This is a genomic window from Streptomyces sp. NPDC056222 (assembly GCF_042264065.1).
Taxonomy (GTDB): domain Bacteria; phylum Actinomycetota; class Actinomycetes; order Streptomycetales; family Streptomycetaceae; genus Streptomyces.
In genome coordinates, this window is record NZ_JBHJTL010000009.1 from 30,334 (window position 1) to 56,217 (window position 25,884).

The window sequence follows — 25,884 nt, forward strand, 5'->3', positions numbered from 1 at the left end:
GCCTCCCCACACCACGGCGGAGGCCCGGCCGTTCCCCGGAGTCCGCCCATGAACCCGCCGTCCCTCCTCGTCCTCGCCGGAGACGTCCTGCGGCCGGCTCTCACCCTCTACCTGGACCTCCACGCGCATCCCGAGACGTCCGGGGAGGAAGCCCGCACCGCGGACCGCTTCGCCCGGCGACTCACCGCGGCCGGCTGCGACGTCACCCAGGGCGTGGGCGGCCACGGCGTCGTGGGCGTCCTTCGCAACGGAGACGGCCCCCGCGTCTGGCTGCGGGCGGAGCTCGACGCGCTCCCGATCCGCGAGCGGACAGGGCTGCCGTACGCCAGCGGCAACGACGCCATGCACGCGTGCGGCCATGACCTGCACCTGGCCGCGGCGGCCGGCACCGCGGAGCTGCTCGCCCGCCTCTCCGACCGATGGCAGGGCACCCTGCTGGTGGTGGGACAACCCGCCGAGGAGACGCTCGGCGGGGCGGAGGCCATGCTGCGCGACCGACTGTACGAACGGTTCGGCAGGCCCGATGTCGTGCTCGCCCAGCACGCCGTACCGATGCCCTCCGGCACCGTCGCGCACGCGACGGAAGGGACGCCGATGGGGGCGGCAGGCGCGGTGCTCGACGTGACGGTGCACGGACGGGGCGGTCACGCCGCCACCCCGCACCTCGCGGTGGACCCGGTCGTCGCCGCGGCCGCCATCGTGACCCGGCTCCAGACCGTCGTCGCCCGCGAGACCGCCCCCGCCGACCAGGTGACGCTGACCGTGGGCACGCTACGGGCCGGAACGGCCTCCAACGTCATACCGGACCACGCCACCCTCGGCATCGGGATCCGCGCGTCGAGCGAGGCAACTCTCGACCGGGCCCTGTCCGCTGTGCACCGCATCGTCCTTGCCGAGAGCTCCGCCGCGGGTGCCCCGAGGGAACCCGAGGTGACCGTCACCTCCCGCTCGGCGGCCCTGCGCTGCGACCCGAGCACCACCGCGTCGATACGGCGCTCCCACACGCGTCTCCTGGGCCCGGGACGGGCCCTGACCTGGCCGGGATCCATGGCCACGGAGGACTTTCCGTTGTTCGGGGATGCCGGAGCCGGGATCCACGGGCAGCACGGAGTGCCCCTGGTCTACTGGATGCTCGGCGTGCTGAACCCGGCCGAATGGGGCCGGGCCGCGGTCGACGGCACCGACACCCCACCGCCACCCGCCCCGAACCACTCCCCGTACTTCGCGCCCGACATCCGCAGCGCCCTGCGCCCGGCGATCGCCGCGCTCACGACGGCGGCGCTCGACCGGTTCGCCGCCACGTGAGAGGGCCGGCGATCGGAACACGACGGATCAGGAATCAAGAAGCGTGGACCCCGCGCCGCCACTAGCGTGACCGGTACGGAGAGGGCAGCGTCCACGCGAGCCGGGCGACGCCCGCGGAGACCGCCGAAGCGGCCCGCCCAACAGATGGAGACACGAAGAGCATGGCCAAGAGGACGAACACGCGGACGCCCGCGCCGCGCGCCACCGACAACCACGACGTGATCCGTGTGCTCGGCGCCCGCGAGAACAACCTCAAGGACGTCAGCATCGAGATCCCGAAGCGCCAACTGACGGTGTTCACCGGAGTCTCCGGCTCGGGCAAGAGCTCGCTGGTCTTCGACACGATCGCCGCGGAGTCCCAGCGGCTGATCAACGAGACGTACAGCGCCTTCGTCCAGGGCTTCATGCCGACCCTCGCACGACCCGACGTCGACGTCCTCGAAGGGCTGACGACCGCCATCAGCGTCGACCAGCAGCGGATGGGGGCCGATCCCCGGTCCACGGTCGGCACCGCCACCGACGCCAACGCCATGCTGCGCATCCTCTTCAGCCGCCTCGGGAAGCCGCACATCGGCCCGCCCAGCGCCTACGCCTTCAACGTGCCCACGGTCCGGGCAGCCGGTGCCATCACCGTCGAGCGCGGTGAGAAGAAGGCGGTGAAGGCGACCTTCAGTCGTACCGGCGGCATGTGTTCCCGCTGTGAGGGCCGTGGCTCGGTCACCGACCTCGACCTCGCCCAGCTCTACGACGACTCCAAGTCGCTCGACGAGGGCGCCCTGACCATCCCCGGCTACAAGCCGGGCGGCTGGAACTACCGGCTGTACAGCGAGTCCGGTCTCTTCGCCTCGGACAAGCCGATCCGCCGGTTCACCAAGCGTGAGCTGCACGCCTTCCTCCACCACGAGCCGACCCGGATGAAGATCGCGGGCATCAACATGACCTACGAGGGTCTGATCCCGCGGATCCAGAAGTCGATGCTCGCCAAGGACAAGGAGGGGATGCAGCCCCACATCCGCGAGTTCGTGGAACGGGCCGTCACCTTCACGACCTGCCCCGAGTGCGACGGCACCCGGCTCGCCGAGGGCGCCCGGTCGTCGAAGATCAAGCGGGTCAGCATCGCCGACGCCTGCGCGATGCAGATCAGCGACCTGGCCGAATGGGTCCGCGGCCTGAAGGAGCCCTCGGTGGCCCCGCTGCTCACCGCACTGAGGCACACCCTCGACTCGTTCGTGGAGATCGGGCTCGGCTACCTCTCGCTCGACCGGCCGGCCGGCACGCTGTCGGGCGGCGAGGCACAGCGCGTCAAGATGATCCGCCACCTCGGCTCCGCGCTCACCGACGTCACCTACGTCTTCGACGAGCCGACGATCGGACTGCACCCCCACGACATCCAGCGGATGAACGACCTGCTGCTGCGGCTGCGCGACAAGGGCAACACCGTGCTCGTCGTGGAGCACAAGCCGGAGGCGATCGCGATCGCCGACCACGTCGTCGACCTCGGCCCCGGCGCCGGTACGGCGGGCGGCACCGTCTGCTTCGAAGGCACCGTCGAAGGGCTGCGGGCCGGCGACACCGTCACCGGCCGCCACCTCGACGACCGGGCCACCGTCAAGGAGACGGTACGCAAGCCCACCGGGGCCCTGGAGATCCGCGGCGCGACCGCGAACAACCTGCGGAAGGTCGACGTAGACGTCCCGCTCGGGGTACTCGTCGTCGTCACCGGTGTCGCGGGCTCCGGCAAGAGCTCCCTCGTCCACGGATCGATCCCCGCCGGCGAGGACGTGGTCGCGATCGACCAGAGCCCGATCCGCGGCTCGCGGCGGAGCAACCCCGCGACGTACACCGGACTGCTCGAGCCGATCCGCAAGGCGTTCGCCAAGGCCAACGACGTGAAGCCGGCGCTGTTCAGCGCCAACTCCGAGGGCGCCTGCCCCACGTGCAACGGCGCCGGTGTCATCTACACCGACCTGGCCATGATGGCCGGTGTCGCCACCACCTGCGAGGACTGCGAGGGCAAGCGGTTCCAGGCGTCGGTGCTCGAGTACCACCTCGGCGGCCGTGACATCAGCGAGGTGCTCGCTATGTCGGTGAACGAGGCGGAGGAGTTCCTCGGCGCCGGCGAGGCCCGCACCCCGGCCGCGCACAAGATCCTCGAACGTCTCTCCGACGTCGGGCTCGGCTACCTCACCCTCGGCCAGCCGCTCACCACGCTGTCCGGCGGCGAGCGGCAGCGGCTCAAGCTGGCCACGCACATGGCGGAGAAGGGTGGCGTCTACGTTCTCGACGAGCCGACGACCGGCCTCCACCTCGCAGACGTCGAGCACCTGTTGGGGCTGCTGGACCGGCTCGTCGACGCCGGGAAGTCGGTCATCGTCATCGAGCACCACCAGGCGGTGATGGCGCACGCCGACTGGATCATCGACCTCGGCCCCGGCGCCGGCCACGACGGCGGCCGGGTCGTCTTCGAGGGCACACCCGCCGACCTCGTCGCCGACCGCTCCACCCTCACGGGCGAGCACCTCGCGGCCTACGTGGGCAGCTGACCGAAGCCGCACAGTGCTGAAGGGGGTGTCCGGCGGACCACGGCCGGACACCCCCTGGCGTTAGCCTTGTCGAGTGACAACGATCTTCGTACTGGACGGCGGGCGCATCGAGGCGCTGGAGGACTTCTGGCGGGTGATGGGTGAAGCGGTCAACGGTCCCGGCGGCTACTTCGGCAGCAGCCTCGACGCGTTCAACGACTGCCTCCGCGGCGGCTACGGCGCCCCCGAGAACGGCGACTTCACGGTGGAGTGGCACGACCACGCCCACTCCCGGCACGCGCTGGGGCACCCGGAGACCGCCCGCCAACTGGAGCTCCGGCTGAAGCGCTGCCACCCCGACAACAGGCCGGCGGTCGCCGAGAAGCTCGACGCGGCACGCGCCGGCCGGGGACCGACGGTCTTCGACCGGATCGTCGAGATCTTCGAAGCCCAGGTCCCCGGAGCGCTGGTGCTCCGCTGATCCTCAGTCGAGGAACTCCCCGTCGCGGGCCACCACGACTCCGCCGTGCACGACCATGTCGCGCCGCGGCATGTCCACCACGACCTGGGGCAGGCATTCGCCCCGCACGAGAACGAAGTCGGCCGGGGCGCCGGGCTCCAGGTCCGCATGGTCGAGCCCCATGACGTCGGCGCCTCCGTGGGCCGCGACGCGGTAGCAGTTCGTCAGCTCCTCGTCGAGGCGTACGTCCGTCACCCACCCGAGCAGATGTGCGCGGTGCAGCATGTCGGCGTTTCCGAACGGGCTCCAGGAGTCGCGCACACCGTCGGATCCGAGCCCCACCCGCACCCCGTGCTCGCGCAGTCGGGCGATCGGCAGCACGAGGGAGTCGGACGGCGCCACCGTGGTGAGGGCGATGTCCTGGTCGCCCAGGTCGGCGGCGAGGGAACCGAGTTCGCCGTCGGTCAGGCCGGGCAGACAGAAGACATGGCTGACGGTGACCTTGCCGGCCAGGGACAGGGCGCGCGTGCGGTCGATGATGCCGCGCATTGCCTTGATCCCCTTCTCGCCACGGTCGTGCAGGTGGATGTCCACGCCGACGCCGTGCCGGTCCGCGATGCCGAAGACGAGGTCGAGCTGCTCGTCGAGGGCGTCGTCGAAACCGATCGGGTCGATACCGCCGATCATGTCGATGACGCCTGCGCGCGCCGCCTCCTCCAGCAGTTCCGCCGTGCCTGGCGTGCGGACGACGCCGTGCTGGGGGAACGCCACGATCTGGATGTCGAGGGCGTGGCGCAGCCGCTCCCGGGCCTCGGCCACTCCCTCGACACCCGTGAGACCGTAGGCCGGAGCCACATCGGCGTGGGCGCGCATGGCCCGCGTGCCGCGGGTGACGGCGTGGGCCATCAGCCCGTACGCGCGCTCCGCGACGGGGCGGCGCTGGCTGCGGAACAGCTCCACGTCCTGGGCGACGTAGTCGGCGATGCCGCTCGCCGGCTTCCGTGACACCCAGGAGCCGCCCCAGGTCGTCTTGTCGGGGTGGATGTGCGCGTCCACGAGGGAGGGAAGCGCGATCCGGCCGCCGCCGTCGACGACCTTCGCGCCGCGCGGCGCCGGGCCGTCGAAGACGCGGCCGTCGACGACCACCAGGTCCGTGGGCTTCGCCGCGCCGAACGGGCGCACGTTACGGAAGACCACGGCCTTGTCGCGGCGCCCCTTCGCACCGGACACGGCTGCCGACGCCGACCCTTCGGCGGACACGGTCGCGGCCTCGGCGGGGGTGCCGACGGCCCAGGTGGCGGTGCCGGCCAGGGCGGCGGCACCGGCCAGCATCGTGCGACGGGAGAGCGCGCTGGGGGAGGGCGAGGACGGCTGCATGGGGACTCCTTCGGCGGGGTGGTGAGGGGGAGGGTTCGGTGGCTGTGTCGAGGAACGGTGGACAGCCGGGGCGTGCGGTGGTGGGGAGCGGGGGATGTCCGGCTGCGGGGGATGTCGGCTGTACGTACGGGAGTTGACGCGGCGGCGGCACGGGGCGGGCGGGCCGGGGAACGGGCCACGACGCTGCGGCGGCCCGGGACATGGGCCATCGTGCGGGCGTCGGTTCGTACCTGACGGGCCGACGCGCGGGCCCATGGGCCGCGTGGCGTGAGCGCCGACGGGACGGGGCCGGCCCATGGGCCACGGCTCGCCTGGGGCGCACGGGCCGTGGCGCTGTCCGACGGCCCCCGACGCGCGGCCGCCGGGTCAGACCGGGATGCCCGCCCGCACCACGCGGACCGGGCGCATGAGCGTGGTGACGTCGGACAGCGGGTCGGTGTCCACGAGGATCGCGTCACCCGCGAATCCGCGCGCGAGGCGGCCCACCGTGCGTTCGTGACCGAGGAGGCGGGCGGCGCCGGTCGTGGCGGTGCGGATCGCGTCGAGCGCCGGCAGACCGGCTGCCCGCATCAGTTCCACCTCGCGGCCGATCGGGCGCACGGTGCCGCCCGAGGAGTCGGTCCCGGCGGCGAGCGGGACGCCCTGTTCGTGTGCGGCGAGGACCGCCCGCTTCAGGACGGGGAGGTAGGTGCGTCCCCGCTCGGCGAGGACCGGGTTCGTGGACTCCGCCAGGCCGGCGATGGCCGTGAGGGTGGGGGTGAAGTACGTCCCTCTGCGCCGCATCTCGCGCAGCGTGCGCTCGCCGACGAACGCGCCGTGCTCCAGGGAGCGGATGCCCGCCGTCACGGCGTCGTGGCAGCCCTGCTCGCTGTAGCTGTGACACAGGACGCCCTTGCCGCGCCGTCGGGCCGCCGCGACGATCTCGGCGAGCTGTTCGTGCGAGTACACCTGGGCGAGCGGGTCCTGTTCCGGAAGCCCGGCGCGCTCGTTGACGCGCGTCTTGATCACGTCCGCGCCGCGGTCGAGGTTCACCTCGACGACACGGCGCAGTGCCTCGGCCGAGCGCACGCCGTCCTTGAGGCGTACGAGCGGAGTGAGTTCGGGGTCGGCGAGCAGGCTGTCGCCGAGGTCCGGGGTGACGAAGACTCCGGCGGCGGTCAACCGGGGCGCGAGGGCCGGGCTGTGCCGGGCGAGGTCGCGGACGGCGATGTCCTGGTAGAAGGAGGTCGAGCCGCTGCGCGCGCTGGTCGCGCCCTTGAGAACGGCGGAGCGGGCCTCGGCGGCGGTGCTCAGGTGCATGTGCGCGTCGACGAGACCCGGCAGGACCCAGCGGCCGTGGGCGTCGAGGACCTCGGCGTCCGGCGGCACGGTGACCCGGCCCCGTCGGCCGACCGCGCGTACGGTCCCGTCCTCGATGACGACGACGGCGTTCTCGGTGACCTCGCCCGTGGCCGGGTCGAGGAGCGTACCGCCCTCGATGACGAGGCTTCCGCCCCGAGACCCGGCGCCACCGTCGTCCCGGCGAGCGGTGGGCGAGGCCCCGTCACGGTCGGCGGGGGCGGCCACCGCGGAGCCGGCCGCGGCCACGGTGCCGGCGAGCGCGGCCGCACCGGCGAGGACGCCCCGACGGGTCAGCCTGCTGGGGGGTGGCGGCGTGGCTTCGACGCACATGGGAGCTCCTTGGGGAGTAGGAGGGGCGGCTCCCCGATTTTGTATACCAAGCGCGAGAGGTGAGGCAAGGGTGATGCCCCCGTGATGGTGTCTTACCTGGAGAACGGCAAGGTGTCGGTGATGTCGCGGACGGCCCGCGGGGCCTTGGTATACAAAGAGCCTCAGGCGTCGCCGAAGAGCGAGCGCAGGGCGACGGCCCTGCTGTCCCGCACGTGCAGAAGCGTGCTCGCCCCCGCCGCCTCCGTGTCGCCGGCCGCGATGTGTCGGAACATCTCGGCGTGCTGGGCTCTCATGTGGGCGGGCTCCGCGCGCAGGCCGAACAGCAGGCGCAGCTGCCAGCTCAGCTGCTCCATCGTGCGCGCGAGCAGCGGATTGCCCGACAGCTCCACGACGCCTTCGTGGAACGCGGTGTGCGCGGCCACCTCGCGCGTCCCCTCGTCCGCCGCGGCCGCCGACTCGGCCTGACGCAGCGTCGCCTCCAGGGCGGCGAGCCCTTCGGTGCGTCCCGCCGCCGCGGCCCGCGCCGCGAGGCGCGACGCCTGGACGGCCAGCGGTTCCCACACCTCGTACAGGTGCTCCACGTCGGCGCGCTCCAGGCGGCGTACGCGTACCCCGCTGTGCGGAAGCAGCTCGAGGAGCCCTTCGGCGACCAGCGCGCGCAGCGCCTCGCGCACCGGCACGCGCGACATGCCGAGCTCCTCGGCGACCTCGCGTTCGACGAGCCGGGCGCCCTGCGCGTACCGCCGGTCGACGATCCTCTGCAGCACGGCCTCGCGCGCTCGCGCGCTCAGCGAGGCCGTCGAGCCGGTCTTCCTGTCGTCCGCCACGTTCCCGGCCCTCCGTTCGGCGTGTCCCGGGCGAGGATACGTCCGGCGCCCTGCGCGACACCGGCTCCGCGGCCGGTCCGGGCCGACCGCTCGAGGATCTTGCCGCGAAGCCAAGATGGAATGGGCAATTCCGTGCGCAGATGACCACGCCGTGCTACAGTCGAGATCAGTTGCAGTTGTGGTTCCCATAGACTTCAAGTGCCTTTGACGATGACGAATCGTCGGGCACTTTTTGTATTTTCGGTGCTGTTTCCGGACGGGGAAATCATCGCGGCGACGCCGGGATTCGCACAGTGCGGATTTCCGGGTAATGCCCCGAAGGAGATATGGCATGGCTACTGGCACCGTGAAGTGGTTCAACTCGGAAAAGGGTTTCGGCTTCATCGAGCAGGAGGGTGGCGGCCCGGACGTGTTCGCCCACTACTCCAACATCGCGACCTCCGGCTTCCGTGAGCTGCAGGAGGGCCAGAAGGTGACCTTCGACGTCACGCAGGGCCAGAAGGGCCCGCAGGCGGAGAACATCCTCCCCGCCTGACGTCCTCAGCGTCTTGACGCAGCTGGGACCCTCACCCGAGTGGTGAGGGTCCCAGCTCGTTGCGTTTCTCGGCCGTTTCCGGTCATCCCGGCCATTTTCCGGCACGCAGGTGCCCACCCAGGTTCCACAAAGGTTTCCATGAGCAGTTCAGCCCGCCCGGACCACACCCGTCGTACCTCCACGTCCAAGGACGAATTCGCGCAGCCGGTCAGCCACACCCCGGCCCTTTCCGCCGCCGCGTCGTTCGACGAGCTCGGCCTGCCCGCAGAGGTACGGGAGCTGCTCACCGCTCACGGCGTCGACACGCCCTTCCCGATCCAGGCCGCCACCCTGCCGAACGCCCTCGCCGGGCGCGACGTCCTGGGGCGGGGCCGCACCGGATCCGGCAAGACGCTCGCCTTCGGGCTTCCGCTGCTCGTCCGCACCGCCGGCCGCAGGGCCGAGGCGCGCAAGCCACGGGCGCTCGTCCTCGTCCCCACGCGCGAGCTTGCCCAGCAGGTCACCGACGAGCTCACGCCGTACGCACGGGCGCTGAAGCTGCGGATGGCCACCGTGGTCGGCGGCATGTCGATCGGGCGGCAGGCGACCGCGCTGCGCGACGGGGCCGAGGTCGTCGTCGCGACCCCCGGTCGCCTCATGGATCTCGTCGAGCGCAAGGACGCCCGCCTGGACCGGGTGGACATCACCGTCCTCGACGAGGCCGACCAGATGGCCGACATGGGCTTCATGGACCAGGTCACCGCACTGCTCGACCTCGTCCGCCCCGACGGCCAGCGGATGTTGTTCTCCGCCACCCTCGACAAGAACGTCGACCTCCTGGTCGAGCGCTACCTCCACGACGCGGTGGTCCACTCGGTCGACCCCTCGGCCGCGGCCGTCGGCACCATGGAGCACCACGTCCTCCAGGTGCACGGCGCCGACAAGTACGCCACCGCCACCGAGATCGCCGCCCGCGACGGGCGCGTGATCATGTTCCTGGCCACCAAGGCCTCGGTCGACCGCTTCACCGCGCACCTGCTGGGCAGCGGCGTACGGGCCGCCGCCCTGCACGGCGACAAGTCCCAGCCGCTGCGCACCCGCACCCTGGAGCGGTTCCGGAACGGCGACGTCACGGTCCTCGTGGCCACCAACGTCGCGGCGCGCGGCATCCACGTCGACGACCTCGACCTGGTCGTCAACGTCGATCCGCCGGCCGACCACAAGGACTACCTGCACCGTGGCGGGCGCACCGCGCGCGCCGGGGAGTCGGGCAGCGTGGTCACGCTGGTCATGCCCGACCAGCGGCGCGACGTGGTCCGCCTCATGGCCGACGCGGGGCTCCGCCCCCAGGTCACCCAGGTCCGTTCCGGCGAGGCCGAACTCAGCCGGATCACCGGCGCCAAGGCCCCCTCCGGCGTCCCCGTCGCCGGCAGCGCGCCGAGCAGCGAAGGTCCCAAGCGCGGCGGGAAGCCCTTCCGCGGCATGGGGACCGTCCCCGGCAAGCCGGGCCGTGCCAAGAACGAGTCCCGGCGGTCGGCCGAGGACCGCAAGATGGCCGAGGCCCGCAAGGCCGCCCGCGTTCGCCGCGGGCGCTGACGTCTCAGCCGCCCCGGGGTTCGTCGCACCCGGCTTCAGTCGTACCCGGCCTCAGTCGCACCGGTACGTGAAGCGGGTCTCCGCGGTGTGCCCCGAGGAGGGCGAGACGATCACCAGCCTGGCCGTCGCCCGATGCTCGCCCCGGCCGCGGAACGTCCACAGCAGATGCAGGCGCGCCTGGGTCTGATGCCGGGCGAGCCGCTCCCGCAGCAGCCCGGACGTAGTGCCGTCGCTGCGCTCCCAGCGGTACGTCACGGTGCCCGGCCGCCCGTCGGTCTCCACCACCGCCACGACGTCCGCCGTACCGTCACAGCCGAGCGGCTGCGCGGGCGCGGCGACCGCCACCCCGCGTACGGACACGGTCGGCCCGAGCCGCTGCCACGCCAGGAACGCCAGCACGGCCAGCAGCACGACACCCGCCAGCGCGTACCGCCCCAGCCCCCGACGGCGGGGGCGCGGGGGAGTTCCGCCGGGGTCCTGCCCGGGCAGCGTGCCGTGCCAGATCTGCGCCGTCGTGGGCCCGTCGACCGCCCGTCGACGGACGGCCGCGGTCACGCCGGGGCCGAATCGCAGGACCTCGCCCTCGACACGGTCGGGCGGCACGTCGTCCGCCGGCCGTTCGAACCACTGGCTCCCGAGCACCGTGGCGCTGTACTCGTCCGAGTCGTACGGGCGTTGTCGTGGATCGCTCATGAGATCGTGCACCCCCGGGTGAGGACCTGCTGCGTGGAACCGCCGTTCGCGGCCGAGGGGTCCGTCGTCGCCCGCACACCCCAGTAACAGCCGTTGCCCCGGAAGGCGTGGGTCAGTGTGAACGTGTAGCGCGTCGCTCCGCTGCGGCGAAGGCTCTCGGAGCCGTCGGCGATGCCCGGCTCTCCCTTGGCGTCGCTCGTGAACCAGCCGACGAGGACGGTCACCGGGCCGGTCCCGTCGGTGACGACCTCGAAGGTCGCCTCGGCGGTGCCCGTGCCGGTCTGCCGCAGGCCGGTGACGGACACCGACTTCACGCCGACCGGCCGGGGGCTCGTGGGCGGGCTGGTCACCGGATCCGTGGGGGGAGCGGTCGTGGTCGGAGCGGCCGTCGTCGGAGTCGCCGTCGGAGTCCCGGTCGGCGACGGCGACTCCGACGGCGGGGGAGTGGAGGGGGGAGTCGATCCGGTGGACGCCGACGGTGTGGGTTCCGGAGGCGTCGTCTCCGGGGACGTCGTCTCCGACGGCACGGCCGTCGGGGAGACCGAGACCGTCGGCAGCGCGCTCGTGGTGGCGAAGGCCTCGGCCGTCGTACGGCCCGCACCCTCGTCCCCTGCGCGCGCGGCGACGGCGGCCAGCAGGGCCAGGATCAGCGCCCCCACACCGGCCGGAAGCACCCTCGGCCACAGCCGCGTCCCACGACCCCCGCTCGGCGGCAGGGTGGTCGTGTGGAGGGCGGTCGTGCCCGAGGCCTGCCCGCCACCGTTCGAGGGGAGGAGCAGAGGGAGAAGGGCCGCGAGCGCGGCGAGTCTGCGCTGACCGCGCTCCTCCCAGTCCGGCCCGTAGGCGGCCGTGGCGACCGTCTCCAACTCGGTCACGAACGCCGCCGCGTTCGCCGGCCGCTGCTCCGGAGCCTTGGCGAGACCGCGCCGGATCAGCGGGCGCAACGGTTCCGGCGCGTCCGCGTCGGGGACCGGGGCGTCGAGGTGCTGGAGCGCCAGTTCGGCGATGTTCTGGCCGGTGAACGGCTTGTGTCCGGTGAGGCACTCGTAGAAGGTCGCGGTCGCCGCGTACACATCGGCGGCGGGGGAGGCGGGCTCGCCGTTCCACTGTTCGGGAGCCATGTACGCGGGGGTGCCGGCGACGCCGGGCCTGCTGCCGCGGTCCGTCGCGATGCCGAAGTCGACGAGCTTGGACGAGCCGTCGGCGGCGACCAGGACGTTCTCGGGCTTGTAGTCGCGGTGCACGACCCCCGCCCGGTGCGCGGCGGCAAGACCCAGGAGCGAGCCCTTGAGCACGACCAGCGCGGCCTCGGGGCCGGTGGCACCCTCCCGGGCCAGTAGCGCGCGCAGCGCGAGCCCGTCGACCAGCTCCATGACGATGGCCGCGCCGCGCGGGGCCTCCACGTACTCGTACAGACCCACGACGTACGGCGAGTCGAGGCCGCCGAGCAGGCGCGCCTCGGCCCGGAAGCCCCGGATGAACGCGGCGTCCGTCCGCAGGCGTTCGCCGAGGTACTTCACTGCCACCGGCACACCGGTCGCGTCGTGGACGGCGAGGACCACCCGCCCACTGGCGCCCGAACCCAGTTCCCGGTACTCCGTGTACCCGGGGACCACCCATGCGTCCATTCCGCCCCCCTTCCTCCTTCATTGGGGACAGATTCCGGCCACGGCCGGTTCCCGGGAAGGGCGCACGGGCGGCGCATGGACTTCTCGTACGACCCCATGGACTCTTCGACGACCGCGCTCGGCCGTGCGACCGCGGACTCTACGGTGATTCCGGCCGTGGGGACGCCCGCCCGGTTCCGCGTTCATGTCCTGTACCGCGCCCCCTCGTCTCGACGACACGTCCTCGTCCCCTCACCCACTGATCTTGGGCTCGCTCGGACCACCGTCCCCCCCGGAATCCATCAGAGGTGCTCAGACCCATGACGGAACTCAATCGGCGCCGCTTTCTCCAGATAGCCGGTGCCACCGCCGGCTTCTCCGCCCTCGGCAGCAGCATCGCCCGGGCCGCCGCCATTCCCGCCGCCCGCGCGTCCGGGACCCTCGCCGACGTCGAGCACATCGTCGTGCTGATGCAGGAGAACCGCTCCTTCGACCACTACTTCGGCGCGCTGAACGGCGTCCGAGGCTTCGGCGACCCCCGACCGATCACGCTGCCAAGCGGCAAGTCGGTCTGGCACCAGCAGGACGGCACCAAGACCGTGCTGCCGTACCACCCGACGGCCGACGACCTCGGGATGCAGTTCATCGCCGGGCTCAACCACGACTGGGCGGGCGGCCACCGGGCGTTCAACAACGGCAAGTACGACCAGTGGATCCCCGCGAAGTCCGCGGGCACCATGGCGTACCTGAACCGGAACGACATTCCGTTCCACTACGCGCTCGCCGACGCGTTCACCGTCTGCGACGCCTACCACTGCTCGTTCATCGGGGCCACCGACCCCAACCGCTACTACATGTGGACCGGTCACACCGGTAACGACCGCACCGGCGGCGGCCCCGTCCTCGGCAACGAAGAGGCCGGATACAGCTGGAAGACGTACCCCGAGCGGCTCGAGCAGGCCGGGATCTCCTGGAAGATCTACCAGGACATCGGCGACGGTCTGAACGCCGCCGGCCACTGGGGCTGGATCAACGACGCCTACCGCGGCAACTACGGCGACAACTCGCTGCTCTACTTCAACCAGTACCGCAACGCCCAGCCGGGCAACCCGCTGTACGACAAGGCCCGCACCGGCACCGACGTCAAGAACGGGGGCGGCTTCTTCGACATCCTGCGCGCCGACGTGGCCGCGAACCGGCTCCCGAAGATCTCCTGGATCGCCGCCCCCGAGGCCTTCACCGAGCACCCCAACTTCCCCTCGAACTACGGCGCCTGGTACATCTCGCAGGTCCTCGACGCGCTCACCTCCAACCCGGAGGTGTGGAGCAGGACCGCGCTGTTCATCACCTACGACGAGAACGACGGCTACTTCGACCACGTCGTCCCGCCCTACCCGCCGGCCTCCGCCGCCCAGGGACGCTCCACCGTCGACACCTCCCTCGACTGGTTCACCGGCAACGCCGGATACGCCGCCGGTGCCTACGGTCTGGGCCAACGCGTGCCGATGCTCGTCGTCTCGCCCTGGAGCAAGGGCGGTTACGTCTGTTCCGAGGTCTTCGACCACACCTCGATCATCCGGTTCATGGAGCGCCGCTTCGGGGTCCAGGAACCGCAGATCTCCCCCTGGCGGCGGGCCGTCTGCGGCGACCTCACCTCGGCCTTCGACTTCGCACTCGAAGACACCGCGCCGGCCCCGCTGCCCGACACCTCGGCCTACGAGCCGCCGGACAAGGAGCGGCACCCCAGCTATGTGCCGAAGCCGCCGACCAAGCCGGTCCTGCCCGTCCAGGAGGCAGGGGCACGGCCGATCAGGCCGCTGCCGTACGAGCTGTACGTCGACGGCTCGGCGACCCCGTCCACCGGCCGCTACACCCTGACCTTCGGCGCGGGCGCCAAGGCCGGGGCCCACTTCTACATCACGGCGCCGAACCGCACCGACGGGCCGTGGACGTACACCACGGGGGCGGGCACGAGCCTGCCGGACACCTGGAACACGTCGTACTCCGCGGGGACGTACGACCTCACCGCCACCGGCCCGCAGGGCTTCCTGCGCCGCTTCCGGGGACCCGGCACGAAGGCCGGCCCCGAGGTGACGGCCCGTCATGACGGTGTCGGCGGCGACCTGGCGCTGACGATGAAGAACGCGGGCGCCGCGGGCGTCACCCTCACCGTCACCAACGCCCCGGCCTACGGGGGACAGTCGCGGACCTTCACGGTGGCCCCGGGCGCCACCGTGACGCACACCGTGGACCTGAGCGGCAGCGGGCGCTGGTACGACGTGTCGGTCGTCTCCAGCGGCGACAGCACCTTCCTGCGCCGCTTCGCCGGTCATGTGGAGACCGGTGCCCCCGGCGTCAGCGACCCCGGCATCGTCACGGGCTAGCACGGGAGAGGGGCGGTGCGGCGGGTCGGACGGTGCGGCGGGTCAGACGGTGACGACCCGCACGCCCGCGTCCGTCAACTCCCGCACCGCCTCCGCCGGGATCGCCGCGTCCGTCACCAGGACGTCCACGCGGTCGACCCCGCAGATCCGGGCGAAGGCCCGCCGGCCCAGCTTCGAGGAGTCGGCGGCCACGACGACCCGGCTCGCCCGCTCGGCGAAGAGCCGGCTGATCCCCGCCTCGTCCTCGTGATGGGCCATGAGCCCGAGCCGCGGGTCGATGCCGTCGACACCGAGGACGACGACGTCGAGCACGACCTCGTCCAGCACCCCCGCGGCCAGCGGGCCGACCAGTTCGTACGTCTGCGAGCGGGCCACACCCCCGGACACCACGATCTTGATCTGTGGGCGGACAGCGAGCTCCCCCGCGATGTTGAGCGCGTTGGTGACCACGGTCAGGGCCGGAGTGCCGGTCGTCTCCCGCGCGCCACCGCCCGCGAAGCGCAGGGCCAGGGAGCGGGCCACCTCGGTCGTCGTCGTCCCGCCGTTGAGACCCACGACCTCGCCCTCGTGGACGAGCTCGGCCACCGCCGCGGCGATCCGCTGCTTCTCCGGGGCGTGCCGGGAGGACTTGTAGCGCAGCGGCAGCTCGTACGACACCCCTTGCGGCACCGCCCCGCCGCGAGTACGGACAAGGAGCCGCTGTTCGGCGAGCTCGTCCAGGTCCCGGCGGATCGTGGCCGGGGAGACGTCGAGCGTCGCCGCGGCGTCCTCGACCTCCAGCCTGCCGGTGGCGGCGAGGAGTTCGAGGAGCGTGTTCCACCGCTCGTGCTTCGACATGATCGCGATTTTAGCCCGAACGGCCGTGGGATCCCTGGACCCGAGGCCTCGACTGATGGATACTGCGCACAGAACAGATGCTCGAAGTTGCTTGAAAGTATGGTGTTACGAGCAAGAGTGAGCATCACTCGCCAGTGAAGGAGCCGCACGTGCCCACCTCGGGACTCTCCCCCTCCCGCACCGCCGTCGAAATCTCGTCCCAGCCCGCGTCCTGGCGCAAGGCCGCCGAGACCCTGCCCCAGCACCGTGCCGCCCTCCCGGTGCGCGGCGAACGCGTCGCGGTGGTCGGCTGCGGCACCTCCTGGTTCATCGCGCAGGCCTACGCCCAGCTCCGCGAGAGCGGCGGCCACGGCGAGACCGACGCCTTCGCCGCCTCCGAGTTCCCCCTCGGGCGCCGTTACGACCGGATCCTGGCGATCACCCGCTCCGGCACCACGACCGAGGTCCTCGACCTGCTGAACCGCGTCAAGGGCACCGTCGCCACCGGCTCCCTCACCGCGGACCCCGAGACCCCCGTCATGACGGCCGCCGACGCCGTGGCCGTCCTCGACTTCGCCGACGAGGAGTCGGTGGTCCAGACCCGGTTCGCCACCACCGCCCTCGCCCTGCTCCGCGCCCACCTCGAGGCCGAGGACGCCCTGCCGGCCGGGGTCCGGACGGTGGAACGGGCCGCCAAGGACGCCGAGCGGGCCGTCGCCGAACCCCTCTCCGCCGAGATCACCGGTGCCGAGCAGTACACCTTCCTCGGCACCGGCTGGACTTACGGCCTCGCCCTCGAGGCGGGACTGAAGATGCGCGAGGCCGCCGGCGCCTGGACCGAGGCGTACCCCGCCATGGAGTACCGCCACGGCCCCATCAGCATCACCGCGCCGGGCCGGGTGGCCTGGTCCTTCGGCCCCGTCCCCACCGGACTCGCCGACGACGTCGCCCGCGTGGGCGGCACCCTCGTCGCCGGGTCGGGCGACGCCGACGAGCACCTGGACCCGATGGCCGACCTCGTCCGCGCGCAGCGACTCGCCGTCCTGCTCGCCGAGGTGCAGGGCCAGGACCCGGACCGGCCCCGCAATCTCACCCGGTCCGTGGTCCTGACCTCCGGTGGGACGGAGCGGTCCTGATGCCACTGACCACCACCGGCGAGATCGTCCTCGGAGCGCGCGAGCGGAACGCCGGCGCCGGCGCGTTCAACGTGATCCAGATCGAGCACGCGCAGGCCATCGTGGCCGGGGCCGAGGCGGCGGGACTCCCCGTCATCCTCCAGCTCAGCGAGAACACGGCGCGCTACCACGGCTCGCTGGAACCCATCGGCCTCGCCACCCTCGCCATCGCCCGCCGGGCCGCCGTCCCGGTCGCCGTCCACCTCGACCACGCCGAATCGCCCGAGCTCGTCCGCGAGGCCGTCGCCCTCGGCTTCGGCTCCGTCATGTTCGACGCGTCGACTCTCCCGTACGAGGAGAACGTGGCCGCCACCCGCGAGATGACGGAGTACTGCCACCGCCACGACGTCTGGGTGGAGGCCGAACTGGGCGAGGTGGGCGGCAAGGACGGCGCCCACGCCCCCGGGGTGCGCACCGACCCGGACGAGGCACGGGCGTTCGTCGCCGCCACCGCCGTCGACGCCCTTGCCGTCGCCGTCGGCAGCTCCCACGCGATGCTCACCCGGGACGCCGTCCTCGACTTCGCACTCGTCTCCCGGCTGCGTGAGGCCGTGGGCGTACCCCTCGTGCTGCACGGCTCGTCCGGGGTCGGCGATGTGGACCTCAGCTGGGCGATCAGCGCCGGCATGACGAAGGTGAACGTCTCCACCCATCTGAACAAGGCCTTCACCCTGGCCGTCCGGACCCATCTGGGCGAGAACGGCACGACGGTCGACCCGCGCCGCTACCTCGGCCCCGCGCGCACCGCCGTCGCCGAGGCGGTCACCCATCTGCTCCATGTGCTCGCGGCGGAGGCGCCACTCGTGCGGACCTGATCACGTCATTCGCAGGTGACGCGGTCGCGCGGCGTGTAGTGGGTCCGGAAGGTCTCCCGGCCCACCTCCGCCCCGTTGTCGCGGAAGACCCGGTCCACGGTGATGTCGAAGCCCTCCAGCGGGGGCTGCGGCTCGCACTTGGGACCGGTGCCCTTCCGCTCGGCGGGCTCCGTGAGGTTGGTGCGGGGACCCTCCACGGCCTCCACCGCGTCGTACTTCTTCGTGCCCAGGAAGGTGATCGTCACCGAGGAGTCCGTAGCCTTCGCCTGGATGTAGATCCACGCATCGGAGTTGTTGCGGAACTTCAGGTCCAGCGTGCCCCAGGCCACGGTCGCCTCCCGGCCCGGCGGGTACCGCTCGATGTAGAAGGAGTGCGCCCCGTACTCGACCGGCTTGACCCCGGCGAAGAAGATCGCGTTGAAGACCGTGGTGGCGACGGCGGAGACACCGCCGCCGGGCGCCGAGTGGTACTGCCCGTCCAGGATCATCGTGCCGTCGACGAAGCCGTTCTCCTTCGTGCGCTCTCCGACGGTCCTGTTGAAGCTCCAGACCTCGCCCGGCTTCACGAGCGAGCCGTTGATGAGCTCGACCGCCCGGCCGATGTTGGTCGTCCGATAGGGCGCGGTGGGGAAGTTGACCGTGAAGGTCGACATCTGTTCCTTGATCCCCATCTCCGCCACCGACTTCCGGGTGAGGACCGGCTGGATCAGCTGAGTGGCCACCGGTCCGGTCCGCGCGGCCTCGCCCTTCTTCGGCAGCAACGGCATCACCGCGTCGCCCAGGGCCTTCGCCGTCACCTCGTGGCCGGCGCGGCCGTCGGACAGCACCACCACCCGGCCGTTCTCCACGCCCAGCGTCGCCTCGACCGGCCCGGTGGCGATGGTTTCGAGCGGGCCCGCGACCGCCGGGTCGCGGATCAGCGCCTGGGAGTTCAGCGTGGGGACGAGCCGGCCCTTGTCGTCCGCCTTCACCGTCAGATGGGCGCCGAGCGTCGTCGGCGTGATCCGCAGGCTCTCGCCGTCGACGGTGAGAGTGACGGGCCCCGACATGGCCGGGGTTCCGAACTCGTTCAGGAAGCGCACCGTCTCCGTCTCGTCCACCTCGGGCGGGGACACGGCGGTCGGCAGCGTCACCGGATTCTCCGTCGCCGGCTCGGGATAGTTGTCGCGCAGAGTGTCGACGGCGCCGTCGACGTCCAGCTTCTGGCCCTCGCGGGCCTGGACGGTGACCGCTTGGCCCTCCTTGAAGGAGACGGACCCCTCCACGGTCGCCCGGTCGTACGTCCGGGCCGTCTCGGCCATCGCCGTACGGGCCTCGGCCTCGTCGAAGTCGACGACGGGTTCGATGTCCCGCTCCTGGCTGGAGAACAGCCGTCCGATCACGGTCACCGGGTCGCGGGAGGGGTCGGCGGCCTTTTCGACGGTCTTCTCGACGTCGACGCTCAGGCCCGCCGCGGCCGGTTCGACGGTGCCGGTGCTGTGACCGATCCGTACCGGTACCGGGGCGGTCCAGGACGCCGGTGGCGAGGACGTCAGCTTCGCGCGTGCCTCTTCGCGGCTCATGCCGCCGATGTCCACGCCGTCGACCCGGGTGCCCTCGGATATCTCGTCGCCGGTGGCGACGAGTCCCGCGGCGTACAGTCCACCCGCGGCGACGAGGACCACCCCGACCGCCGTCACCGCGATGCGTATGCGCCGGTGGCGGCGGGACGGGGCGGCCGCGTCGTCGTCGTGCGTGGAGCCGCGCACACAGCCTCCCGGTGCCGTCGGGGTACCCGAGATCCACCGGCGACGTTACGCCGAGAGGGTGGCGTACGCATGTCGTACCCCTCTGACCAGCAGATATGTCGTGCCCTCGGCCCCGACAGGGGAGCGGGCGCATTCCTCCTGGTCCTGGCAGAAACGCGCCCACCCCAGCCCGCCCGGCTCAGCCCTCCGTCGGGTCCGCGAGCTCGTTCGACCGCGCCACGCGTGCGTACCAGTGCGCGCTCGACTTGGGGGTGCGAGCGAGCGACGTGTAGTCGACGTGGACGGCTCCGAACCGCTTCGCGTAGCCGTACGCCCACTCGAAGTTGTCCATGAGCGACCAGAGGAAGTAGCCCCGGACGTCGGCACCGTCGGTGATCGCCCGGTGCACGGCCGCCAGATGGCCGTGCACGTAGGCGATCCGGTCGGGGTCGTGGACCGTGCCGTCGGCCCCCACCTCGTCCTCGAAGGCGGCGCCGTTCTCGGTGATGAGCAGGGGCAGGTCCGGATAGCGCGCGGAGACCCGGGTCAGCAGGTCGTACAGCCCGCTCGGGTCCACCGCCCAGCCCATCGCCGTGCGTTCGCCCGGTGCCCGGTGGAAGGCGATGTCGTCGCCGCCCGGCCAGGGCGAGTGGTCGCTCGCCCCGTGGCCGTCGTCCTGCGGCTTCTCCGCCCCCTCGGCGACCGCCGACACGACGGTCGGTGTGTAGTAGTTGATGCCGAGCGAGTCCAGCGGCTGCCGGATCGTGGCCGTGTCCCCGTCCCGTACGAAGCCCCAGTCCGTGAGGGACGCGGTGTCGGCGAACAGGTCCTCGGGGTACGCGCCGTCGAGCAGCGGGCCCAGGAATACCCGGTTGCCGACCGCGTCGATCCGGCGGGCCGCCTCCCGGTCCTCGGCCGAGGGTGTGAGGGGACGGATCTCATGCAGATTGAGGCTGATGGAGAGCTGGGCCCGGCCGGGCAGCGCCGCGTGCAGGGCCTGGGCGGCGAGACCGTGGGCCAGATTGAGGTGGTGGGCGGCGCGCAGGGCGGCCACCGGGTCGGTGCGGCCGGGGGCGTGGACGCCGGAGCCGTAGCCGAGGAAGGCGGTGCACCAGGGCTCGTTGAACGTCGTCCAGCGCGTGACCCGGTCGCCGAGCGCCTCGCCGACGAGCGCCGCGTACGTGCCGAACCGCTCGGCGGTGGCCCGCTCGGGCCAGCCGCCGGCCGACTCGAGGTCCTGTGGCAGGTCCCAGTGGTAGAGGGTGACGACCGGCTCGATTCCGGCGCCGAGCAGCTCGTCGACGAGGCGGCGGTAGAAGTCCAGGCCCTTCTGGACGGCGGGGCCGCGGCCGGTCGGCTGGACCCGCGGCCATGCCACCGAGAAGCGGTAGGCGCTCAGGCCCAGGTCCGCCATCATCCGTACGTCGTCACGGAAGCGGTGGTAGTGGTCGACCGCCACATCGCCGGTGTGGCCCTCGAAGACCTTGCCGGGGGTGCGCGAGAAGGTGTCCCAGATCGACGGGGTACGGCCGTCCTCGGCCGCGGCGCCCTCGATCTGGTACGCGGCGGTGGCGGTGCCCCACAGGAATCCGGCCGGAAACCGGCGGGTCGTGGTGCGAGGTCGGGGATCTGTCGCGGTCATGCGGAAGTGCTCCCGAGTGAGAGGAGTGTATGGACGGAAGGGGGACCGGAGAGGGCCGCCGCCCCGGTCGGGGACGGAGACGGGGTGAACCCGTCACGGAGCACGCCGGTCAGCTCTTGACGGCGCCCGAGGTGATGCCGCCGACGATGTGCTTGCCGAGCACGGCGAAGACCAGCAGCAGCGGCAGGGTGGATATCAGCGCACCGGTCAGAACGACCGCCTGGTCGACGCTGTGATTGCCCGCGCCGAGGCCTGCCAGGGCGACCTGCAGGGTCGGGTTCCCGTCCGGGGTCAGCGCGATGAACGGCCAGAAGAAGTCGTTCCACGCCTGGACGAAGACCAGCATCCCGAGCACCGCCATCGCGGGCCGGGCCACCGGGAAGACCACGTGCCAGATGATCCGCAGGCTGTGGGCGCCGTCCATGCGGGCCGCCTCGACCAGCTCCACCGGGAGCGCCTCGATCAGGTACTGCCGCATGAAGAACACGCCGAACGCGGCGACCAGGGACGGCAGGACGACCGACTGGAGCTGGTCGACCCAGCCCAGGTCGGTGATGATCCGGTACAGCGGGATCACGCTCAGCTGCGGCGGGATCGTCATCGTCGCCACCACGAGGGCGAGCATGGCGTTGCGGCCCCGGAAGGGCAGCTTGGCGAAGGCGAAGCCGGCGAGCGTGGAGAAGAGGACCGTGGACACCGCGACGAGGCCGGCGACGACGGTGGTGTTGATCAGCGCCTCACCCATGTCGACCTGGTTCCAGGCGAAGGTGAGGTTGTCGAAGAGCCGGGGGCCGGGCAGCAGCGGTGCCGGAGCCTCGACCACGCGCTCGCCCGAATGGGAGGCGGCGACGAGGTTCCAGTACAGGGGGAAGAGCGAGACCAGGGCGGCCAGTCCCAGCAGGACGTAGGTCAGCGGGCCGGCGTGGTGCTGGCGGCCTGCGGCCGGGCGCCCGAAGCGGCGCTTCCTGTCGAGGGTGGTGTGCGTCATGAGGTCAGGCCCCCAGCTTCTTGCGGTTCGCCCGGGCGACGAACATCCGGACCGCCCCGATCAGCAGCAGGAGCAGGAGCATCACCCAGGCGATGGCGGATGCCTGTCCCAGAGCGCCGGTCACCCAGCCCTTCTCGTACATCAGCAGGCTCAGTGTCTGGAACTGGTTGCCGCTGCCGCCGCTCACGCCGAGACTGCCGCCGAAGATCATCGGCTCGCCGAAGAGCTGTGTGGCGCCGATGGTGGACACGATGATCGTGAACAGGATCGTCGGGCGGATCGACGGGATGGTGACGCTGATGAACTGCCGCCAGCGGGAGGCCCCGTCGAGCGCCGCCGCCTCGTAGAGATCCTGGGGCACCGCCTGCATCGCGGCGAGGTAGATCAGCGCGTTGTATCCGGTCCAGCGCCAGATCACGATCGTCGAAATGGCGATCTGGGAGGGCCACTTGGAGGACTCCCAGTCCACCGGGTCGAAGCCGACCCAGCCGAGCACCGTGTTGATCAGGCCGTAGTCGGTGTTGAAGAGCTGGGCGAAGACGAGCGTCGCCGCCGCGATCGAGGTGGCGTACGGGGCGAGCACCGCGACGCGGAAGAAACCGCGGCCGCGCAGTTTGTAGTTGAGCAGATGCGCCAGGCCCAGGGCCATGAGCAGCTGGGGGACGGTCGAGATGACCCCGATGGTGAAGGTGTTGGCGAGCGCGTTCCAGAAGAACTCGCTGTCCGCCAGGTTGGCGTAGTTGTCCAGTCCCTTCCACTCCGCGTCGCCGCCGAGCTCGACCCGGTGGAGCGAGAGCCAGCCCGTGTAGAGCAGCGGGAAGAGCCCGAAGGCCGCGAAGGTGAGGAAGAAGGGGGAGACGAAGGCGTACGGGCTGAGCCGCAGGTCCCACCGGTAGAACCGGCTGCGCCAACCGCTGGGAGGCGGAGGGACGCTTCGGTGGGTGGGGGAGGAGGGCGGGGCGGGCGGCGGGGTGCCGTCGGCCGCGGCCCGGAGGGAGGTGGCCACGAGGGGCGTCCCTTCGGTGTCGGTGCGCGTGCGATGCGTCGGGATGAAGGAGGCCGGAAGGCCGGACGGCCGCCCGGCGGGGGAGCGCCGGGCGGCTCGTGGGCGCCGCTACTGCTCGATCTTGTCCTCGATGAGCTTCTTGACGTTGTCCCACGCCTTCGCGGGATCGGTGCCGCGCTGCTCGATGTCGAGGATGCCGTTGTCGGTGATGAAGGTCTTCACCTGGCCGTCCCAGCGGCTGATCGGGGCGGGCGTGATGCCGGCCGCGGCCTCGGAGTAGATCTTCCCGACCGGGGCCTCACCGAAGTACGGCAGCTTGGCGTCCTGCACCACCGCGGAGGTCAGGGTGTGCTTGGTCGAGGGAATGTTGCCGTTCACGCCGAAGACCTTGGCGTGCTGCGCCGGCGCGGTCAGCCAGGCGGCCAGCTCGGCGGCCTCCTTGGCGTGCTTGCCCGACTTGGGGACGCCGAGGAACGCGCCGCCCCAGTTGCCCGCCACGGGCGGTGCGGCGATGTCCCACTTGCCCTGGTTGGCCGCGCCCGCTTGGTCCTTGATGATCCCGGTCATCCAGCTCGGGCAGGCGACGGTCGCGAACTTGGAGTTCTTGAAGGCGGCGTTCCAGGTGCCCTTCTCGTCGAACTGGCGGAGCTTGGCGGTGATCCCGCCCTGCGCCGCCGCGACGGCGGTCTCCCACGCCTTCTTCACCCCGGGGCTGTTCTCGTAGTCCAACTCGCCCTTGGTGTCGGCGTACTGCACCGGCTGGCTGGAGATGACCGCGTTGAACAGACCGCTCGCGGAGTCGTGGAAGGACGTTCCCGCGGGGGCGTTCTTCTGGTAGTTCTTCCCTGCCTCCAGGAACTTGGCCCAGTCGCCCTGCCACAGTGCGCCGACCGCGGCTCGGTCGGTCGGCAGCTTCGCCTTGGCGAACAGGTCCTTGTTGTAGCAGATGGCCATCGGGCCGATGTCGGTACCGAGGGCGATGACCTTGCCGTCGGAGGTGGTGGCCTGGTTGACCTTCCAGTCGAGGAAGGCGTCGAGGTCGGCCCCGCCGCTCTTGCTCAGGTCGACCCACTTGTCGGCCATGGCGGGGCCGGTGGCCTCCGCGATGTAGCCGACTTCGAGGGCCTGGATGTCGGCGAGACCGCTGTTGCGGGAGAGGCGCAGCTTGAGGGTGTCCCAGTACTTCTGGCCGTCGGCGACATTCGACTCGACGATCCTGATGTTCGGGTGCGCCTTCTCGTACTCGGCGTAGAGCTTGGCGCCGGTCTTGTCGTCGTAGCCGAAGGAGCCGAAGGTGCCGATGCGCAGGGTGATCTTCCCGTCGCCGCCGGCTTCGTCGGAACCGCTGCCTCCGCAACCGGTGATCAGGGCGGCGCACGCCGTGAGGCCCGCGACCGCGGCCATGGTGGTGCGCCGGCGCCCCTCTCTGGTGCGTCTGGTGCTGGAAGTGCGCATACGACTCTCCTCGTCCGGGTGGTGCGATGCGTGGGCTGTGGGCCACGCGTGGGAGCGCTCCCACTGCGTCTCGCCGGAAGACTGCTGGCTGGCCCGCACGGGTGTCAAGAGGTGGACCGGGATCCGTTACGTGGACTGTGGGAGCGCTCCCACTCTTGATAGGGTCACGGGTAACGCAGGGGACACGAGGGGAGACGGCAGATGGTGGTGAGCGGGCGCCAGACCGGCAGGCCCACCCTGGAGGAGGTCGCGGCCAGGGCGGGCGTCGGCCGCGGCACGGTCTCGCGGGTGATCAACGGCTCCCCGCGGGTGAGCGAGCACGCCAAGGCCGCCGTCGACCGGGCCGTCGCCGAACTCGGCTACGTACCCAACCGCGCGGCGCGGGCGCTGGCCGGCAGCCGCACCGACGCCGTGGCGCTGGTGATCCCCGAGACCGAGGCCAGGCTCTTCGCCGAGCCGTACTTCCTCGACATCATCCGCGGAGTCAGCGCCGAACTCGCCGATGCCGACAAGCAGTTGCTGCTCACGCTCATCCGCAGCGACAAGGAGCGCCAGCGCTTCGAGCAGTACCTCGCCGCCCAGCGGGTGGACGGCGTGCTGCTGGTGTCGGTCCACGCCGACGACCCGCTGCCCGACCAGGTGCGGGCGCTCGGGCTGCCGGCCGTGCTGAACGGTCGCCGTGCCGAGGCCGAGCCGGTGGCGTACGTCGACTCCGACAACGTCGGCGCCGGGCGCTCGGCCGTCGCCCATCTCGCAGGCCGGGGCCGCCGCCGCATCGCGACCATCACGGGTCCGCTCGACATGTACGTGGCCCGCTGCCGCCTCGACGGCTACCACAGGGGACTCGCGGAGGCCGGGCTCACCCCTGACGAATCCCTCGTGGCCACCGGCGACTTCACCGAGGACGGCGGACGGCGGGCCATGCACGAGCTGCTGGAGCGCAGCCCCGACCTCGATGCCGTCTTCGCCGCCTCCGACGTCATGGCGGCGGGTGCCCGCGCCGTCCTGCGCGCGTCGGGGCGGCGGGTCCCGCAGGACGTGGCCCTGGTCGGTGTCGACGACTCGCCGGTGGCCCGCCACATGGACCCGCCCCTGACGAGCGTGCGCCAGCCGATCGAGGAGATGGGGCGCACCATGGCCAGACTGCTGCTCGAGGAGATCGCGGGGGCGTCGGAGGAGCGCCACCACCGCGTCCTGCCGACGGAACTGGTCGTCCGCGACTCGTCCTGACGTCCCGGGCCCGCTCGTCCGCGGTCTCCCGCCGATCGCATCCGCCCAGCGGCCCCGCCAGGATCGCCGGCCCA

Annotated in this window: 20 protein-coding genes; 9 read left to right on the plus strand and 11 right to left on the minus strand. The window is 71.8% G+C overall.

All coding sequences use genetic code 11. The features are described from left to right. The first annotated feature begins 48 nt into the window (after nt 1-48). From ACFC0D_RS06830 to ACFC0D_RS06840, 3 genes are all read left to right on the plus strand, one after another. Nucleotides 49-1,305 carry an amidohydrolase gene (locus ACFC0D_RS06830; RefSeq protein ID WP_376431823.1) on the plus strand — a complete coding sequence of 419 codons (1,257 nt, stop codon included), beginning with the start codon at nt 49-51 and terminating at the stop codon, nt 1,303-1,305. A 161-nt stretch (nt 1,306-1,466) separates the two neighbouring features. Beyond that, nucleotides 1,467-3,848, plus strand: coding sequence for an ATP-binding cassette domain-containing protein (locus ACFC0D_RS06835; protein WP_376431825.1), 2,382 nt, complete (start codon nt 1,467-1,469; stop codon nt 3,846-3,848). Between the two features lie 73 nt (nt 3,849-3,921). Then, nucleotides 3,922-4,308, plus strand: coding sequence for a barstar family protein (locus ACFC0D_RS06840; RefSeq protein WP_376431827.1), 387 nt, complete (start codon nt 3,922-3,924; stop codon nt 4,306-4,308). 3 nt (nt 4,309-4,311) lie between these two features. Here the strand turns inward: ACFC0D_RS06840 and ACFC0D_RS06845 are convergent, their stop codons facing one another. The 3 genes from ACFC0D_RS06845 to ACFC0D_RS06855 all read right to left on the minus strand — a co-directional run bounded on the left by ACFC0D_RS06845 (nt 4,312) and on the right by ACFC0D_RS06855 (nt 8,162). Beyond that, entirely contained in the window at nt 4,312-5,664 is a 1,353-nt protein-coding gene (locus tag ACFC0D_RS06845; protein ID WP_376431829.1) for an amidohydrolase family protein, read from the minus strand. 366 nt (nt 5,665-6,030) lie between these two features. After that, nucleotides 6,031-7,335, minus strand: a complete 1,305-nt coding sequence (locus ACFC0D_RS06850) for an amidohydrolase family protein (protein ID WP_376431831.1) — start codon at nt 7,333-7,335, stop codon at nt 6,031-6,033. Between the two features lie 161 nt (nt 7,336-7,496). Then, complete coding sequence (locus ACFC0D_RS06855; protein WP_376431833.1) at nt 7,497-8,162, minus strand: GntR family transcriptional regulator; 666 nt, start codon at nt 8,160-8,162, stop codon at nt 7,497-7,499. A gap of 331 nt (nt 8,163-8,493) precedes the next feature. Here ACFC0D_RS06855 and ACFC0D_RS06860 point away from each other — a divergent pair, with 331 nt between their 5' ends. Continuing rightward, complete coding sequence (locus ACFC0D_RS06860; protein ID WP_033201600.1) at nt 8,494-8,697, plus strand: cold-shock protein; 204 nt, start codon at nt 8,494-8,496, stop codon at nt 8,695-8,697. A 138-nt stretch (nt 8,698-8,835) separates the two neighbouring features. Further along, on the plus strand, nt 8,836-10,272 hold the full coding sequence (locus tag ACFC0D_RS06865; protein WP_376431835.1) for a DEAD/DEAH box helicase: 1,437 nt from the start codon (nt 8,836-8,838) through the stop codon (nt 10,270-10,272). Nucleotides 10,273-10,323: 51 nt separating this feature from the next. On the opposite strand, the gene ACFC0D_RS06870 is transcribed toward ACFC0D_RS06865, so the two are convergent. Next, nucleotides 10,324-10,965 (minus strand): hypothetical protein, encoded by a 642-nt coding sequence (locus ACFC0D_RS06870; RefSeq protein WP_376431837.1) that lies wholly within the window; start codon nt 10,963-10,965, stop codon nt 10,324-10,326. After that, entirely contained in the window at nt 10,962-12,593 is a 1,632-nt protein-coding gene (locus tag ACFC0D_RS06875; RefSeq protein WP_376431839.1) for a protein kinase, read from the minus strand. Before ACFC0D_RS06875 ends, ACFC0D_RS06870 begins: the two co-directional genes overlap by 4 nt. 299 nt (nt 12,594-12,892) lie before the next feature. Between ACFC0D_RS06875 and ACFC0D_RS06880 the strand changes: the two genes are divergently transcribed. Further along, nucleotides 12,893-14,956, plus strand: coding sequence for a phosphocholine-specific phospholipase C (locus tag ACFC0D_RS06880; RefSeq protein ID WP_376431841.1), 2,064 nt, complete (start codon nt 12,893-12,895; stop codon nt 14,954-14,956). A gap of 42 nt (nt 14,957-14,998) precedes the next feature. On the opposite strand, the gene ACFC0D_RS06885 is transcribed toward ACFC0D_RS06880, so the two are convergent. Beyond that, a complete protein-coding gene (locus ACFC0D_RS06885; RefSeq protein WP_376431843.1) occupies nt 14,999-15,793 on the minus strand; it encodes a DeoR/GlpR family DNA-binding transcription regulator in 795 nt (264 codons plus the stop codon). A gap of 149 nt (nt 15,794-15,942) precedes the next feature. Between ACFC0D_RS06885 and ACFC0D_RS06890 the strand changes: the two genes are divergently transcribed. Together ACFC0D_RS06890 and ACFC0D_RS06895 are read left to right on the plus strand one after the other, a co-directional pair. Then, nucleotides 15,943-16,908, plus strand: coding sequence for an SIS domain-containing protein (locus ACFC0D_RS06890; protein ID WP_376431845.1), 966 nt, complete (start codon nt 15,943-15,945; stop codon nt 16,906-16,908). Then, nucleotides 16,908-17,762: a ketose-bisphosphate aldolase gene (locus ACFC0D_RS06895; protein WP_376431847.1), complete on the plus strand. Its 855-nt coding sequence runs from the start codon at nt 16,908-16,910 to the stop codon at nt 17,760-17,762. The genes ACFC0D_RS06890 and ACFC0D_RS06895 overlap by 1 nt, the downstream gene beginning before the upstream one ends. Before the next feature lie 5 nt (nt 17,763-17,767). Here ACFC0D_RS06895 and ACFC0D_RS06900 read toward each other — a convergent pair whose 3' ends face one another. From ACFC0D_RS06900 to ACFC0D_RS06920, 5 genes are all read right to left on the minus strand, one after another. Then, a complete protein-coding gene (locus ACFC0D_RS06900) occupies nt 17,768-19,510 on the minus strand; it encodes a VanW family protein (protein WP_376431849.1) in 1,743 nt (580 codons plus the stop codon). Nucleotides 19,511-19,688: 178 nt separating this feature from the next. Beyond that, nucleotides 19,689-21,131, minus strand: coding sequence for a GH1 family beta-glucosidase (locus ACFC0D_RS06905; RefSeq protein ID WP_376431851.1), 1,443 nt, complete (start codon nt 21,129-21,131; stop codon nt 19,689-19,691). Nucleotides 21,132-21,240: 109 nt separating this feature from the next. After that, nucleotides 21,241-22,119 (minus strand): carbohydrate ABC transporter permease, encoded by an 879-nt coding sequence (locus tag ACFC0D_RS06910; protein ID WP_376431853.1) that lies wholly within the window; start codon nt 22,117-22,119, stop codon nt 21,241-21,243. Between the two features lie 4 nt (nt 22,120-22,123). Next, nucleotides 22,124-23,125, minus strand: a complete 1,002-nt coding sequence (locus ACFC0D_RS06915; RefSeq protein ID WP_376431855.1) for a carbohydrate ABC transporter permease — start codon at nt 23,123-23,125, stop codon at nt 22,124-22,126. A 108-nt stretch (nt 23,126-23,233) separates the two neighbouring features. Further along, entirely contained in the window at nt 23,234-24,580 is a 1,347-nt protein-coding gene (locus tag ACFC0D_RS06920) for an ABC transporter substrate-binding protein (RefSeq protein ID WP_376431857.1), read from the minus strand. A gap of 201 nt (nt 24,581-24,781) precedes the next feature. Here ACFC0D_RS06920 and ACFC0D_RS06925 point away from each other — a divergent pair, with 201 nt between their 5' ends. Continuing rightward, nucleotides 24,782-25,810, plus strand: coding sequence for a LacI family DNA-binding transcriptional regulator (locus tag ACFC0D_RS06925; protein WP_376431859.1), 1,029 nt, complete (start codon nt 24,782-24,784; stop codon nt 25,808-25,810). The last annotated feature ends 74 nt before the right edge of the window (nt 25,811-25,884 follow it).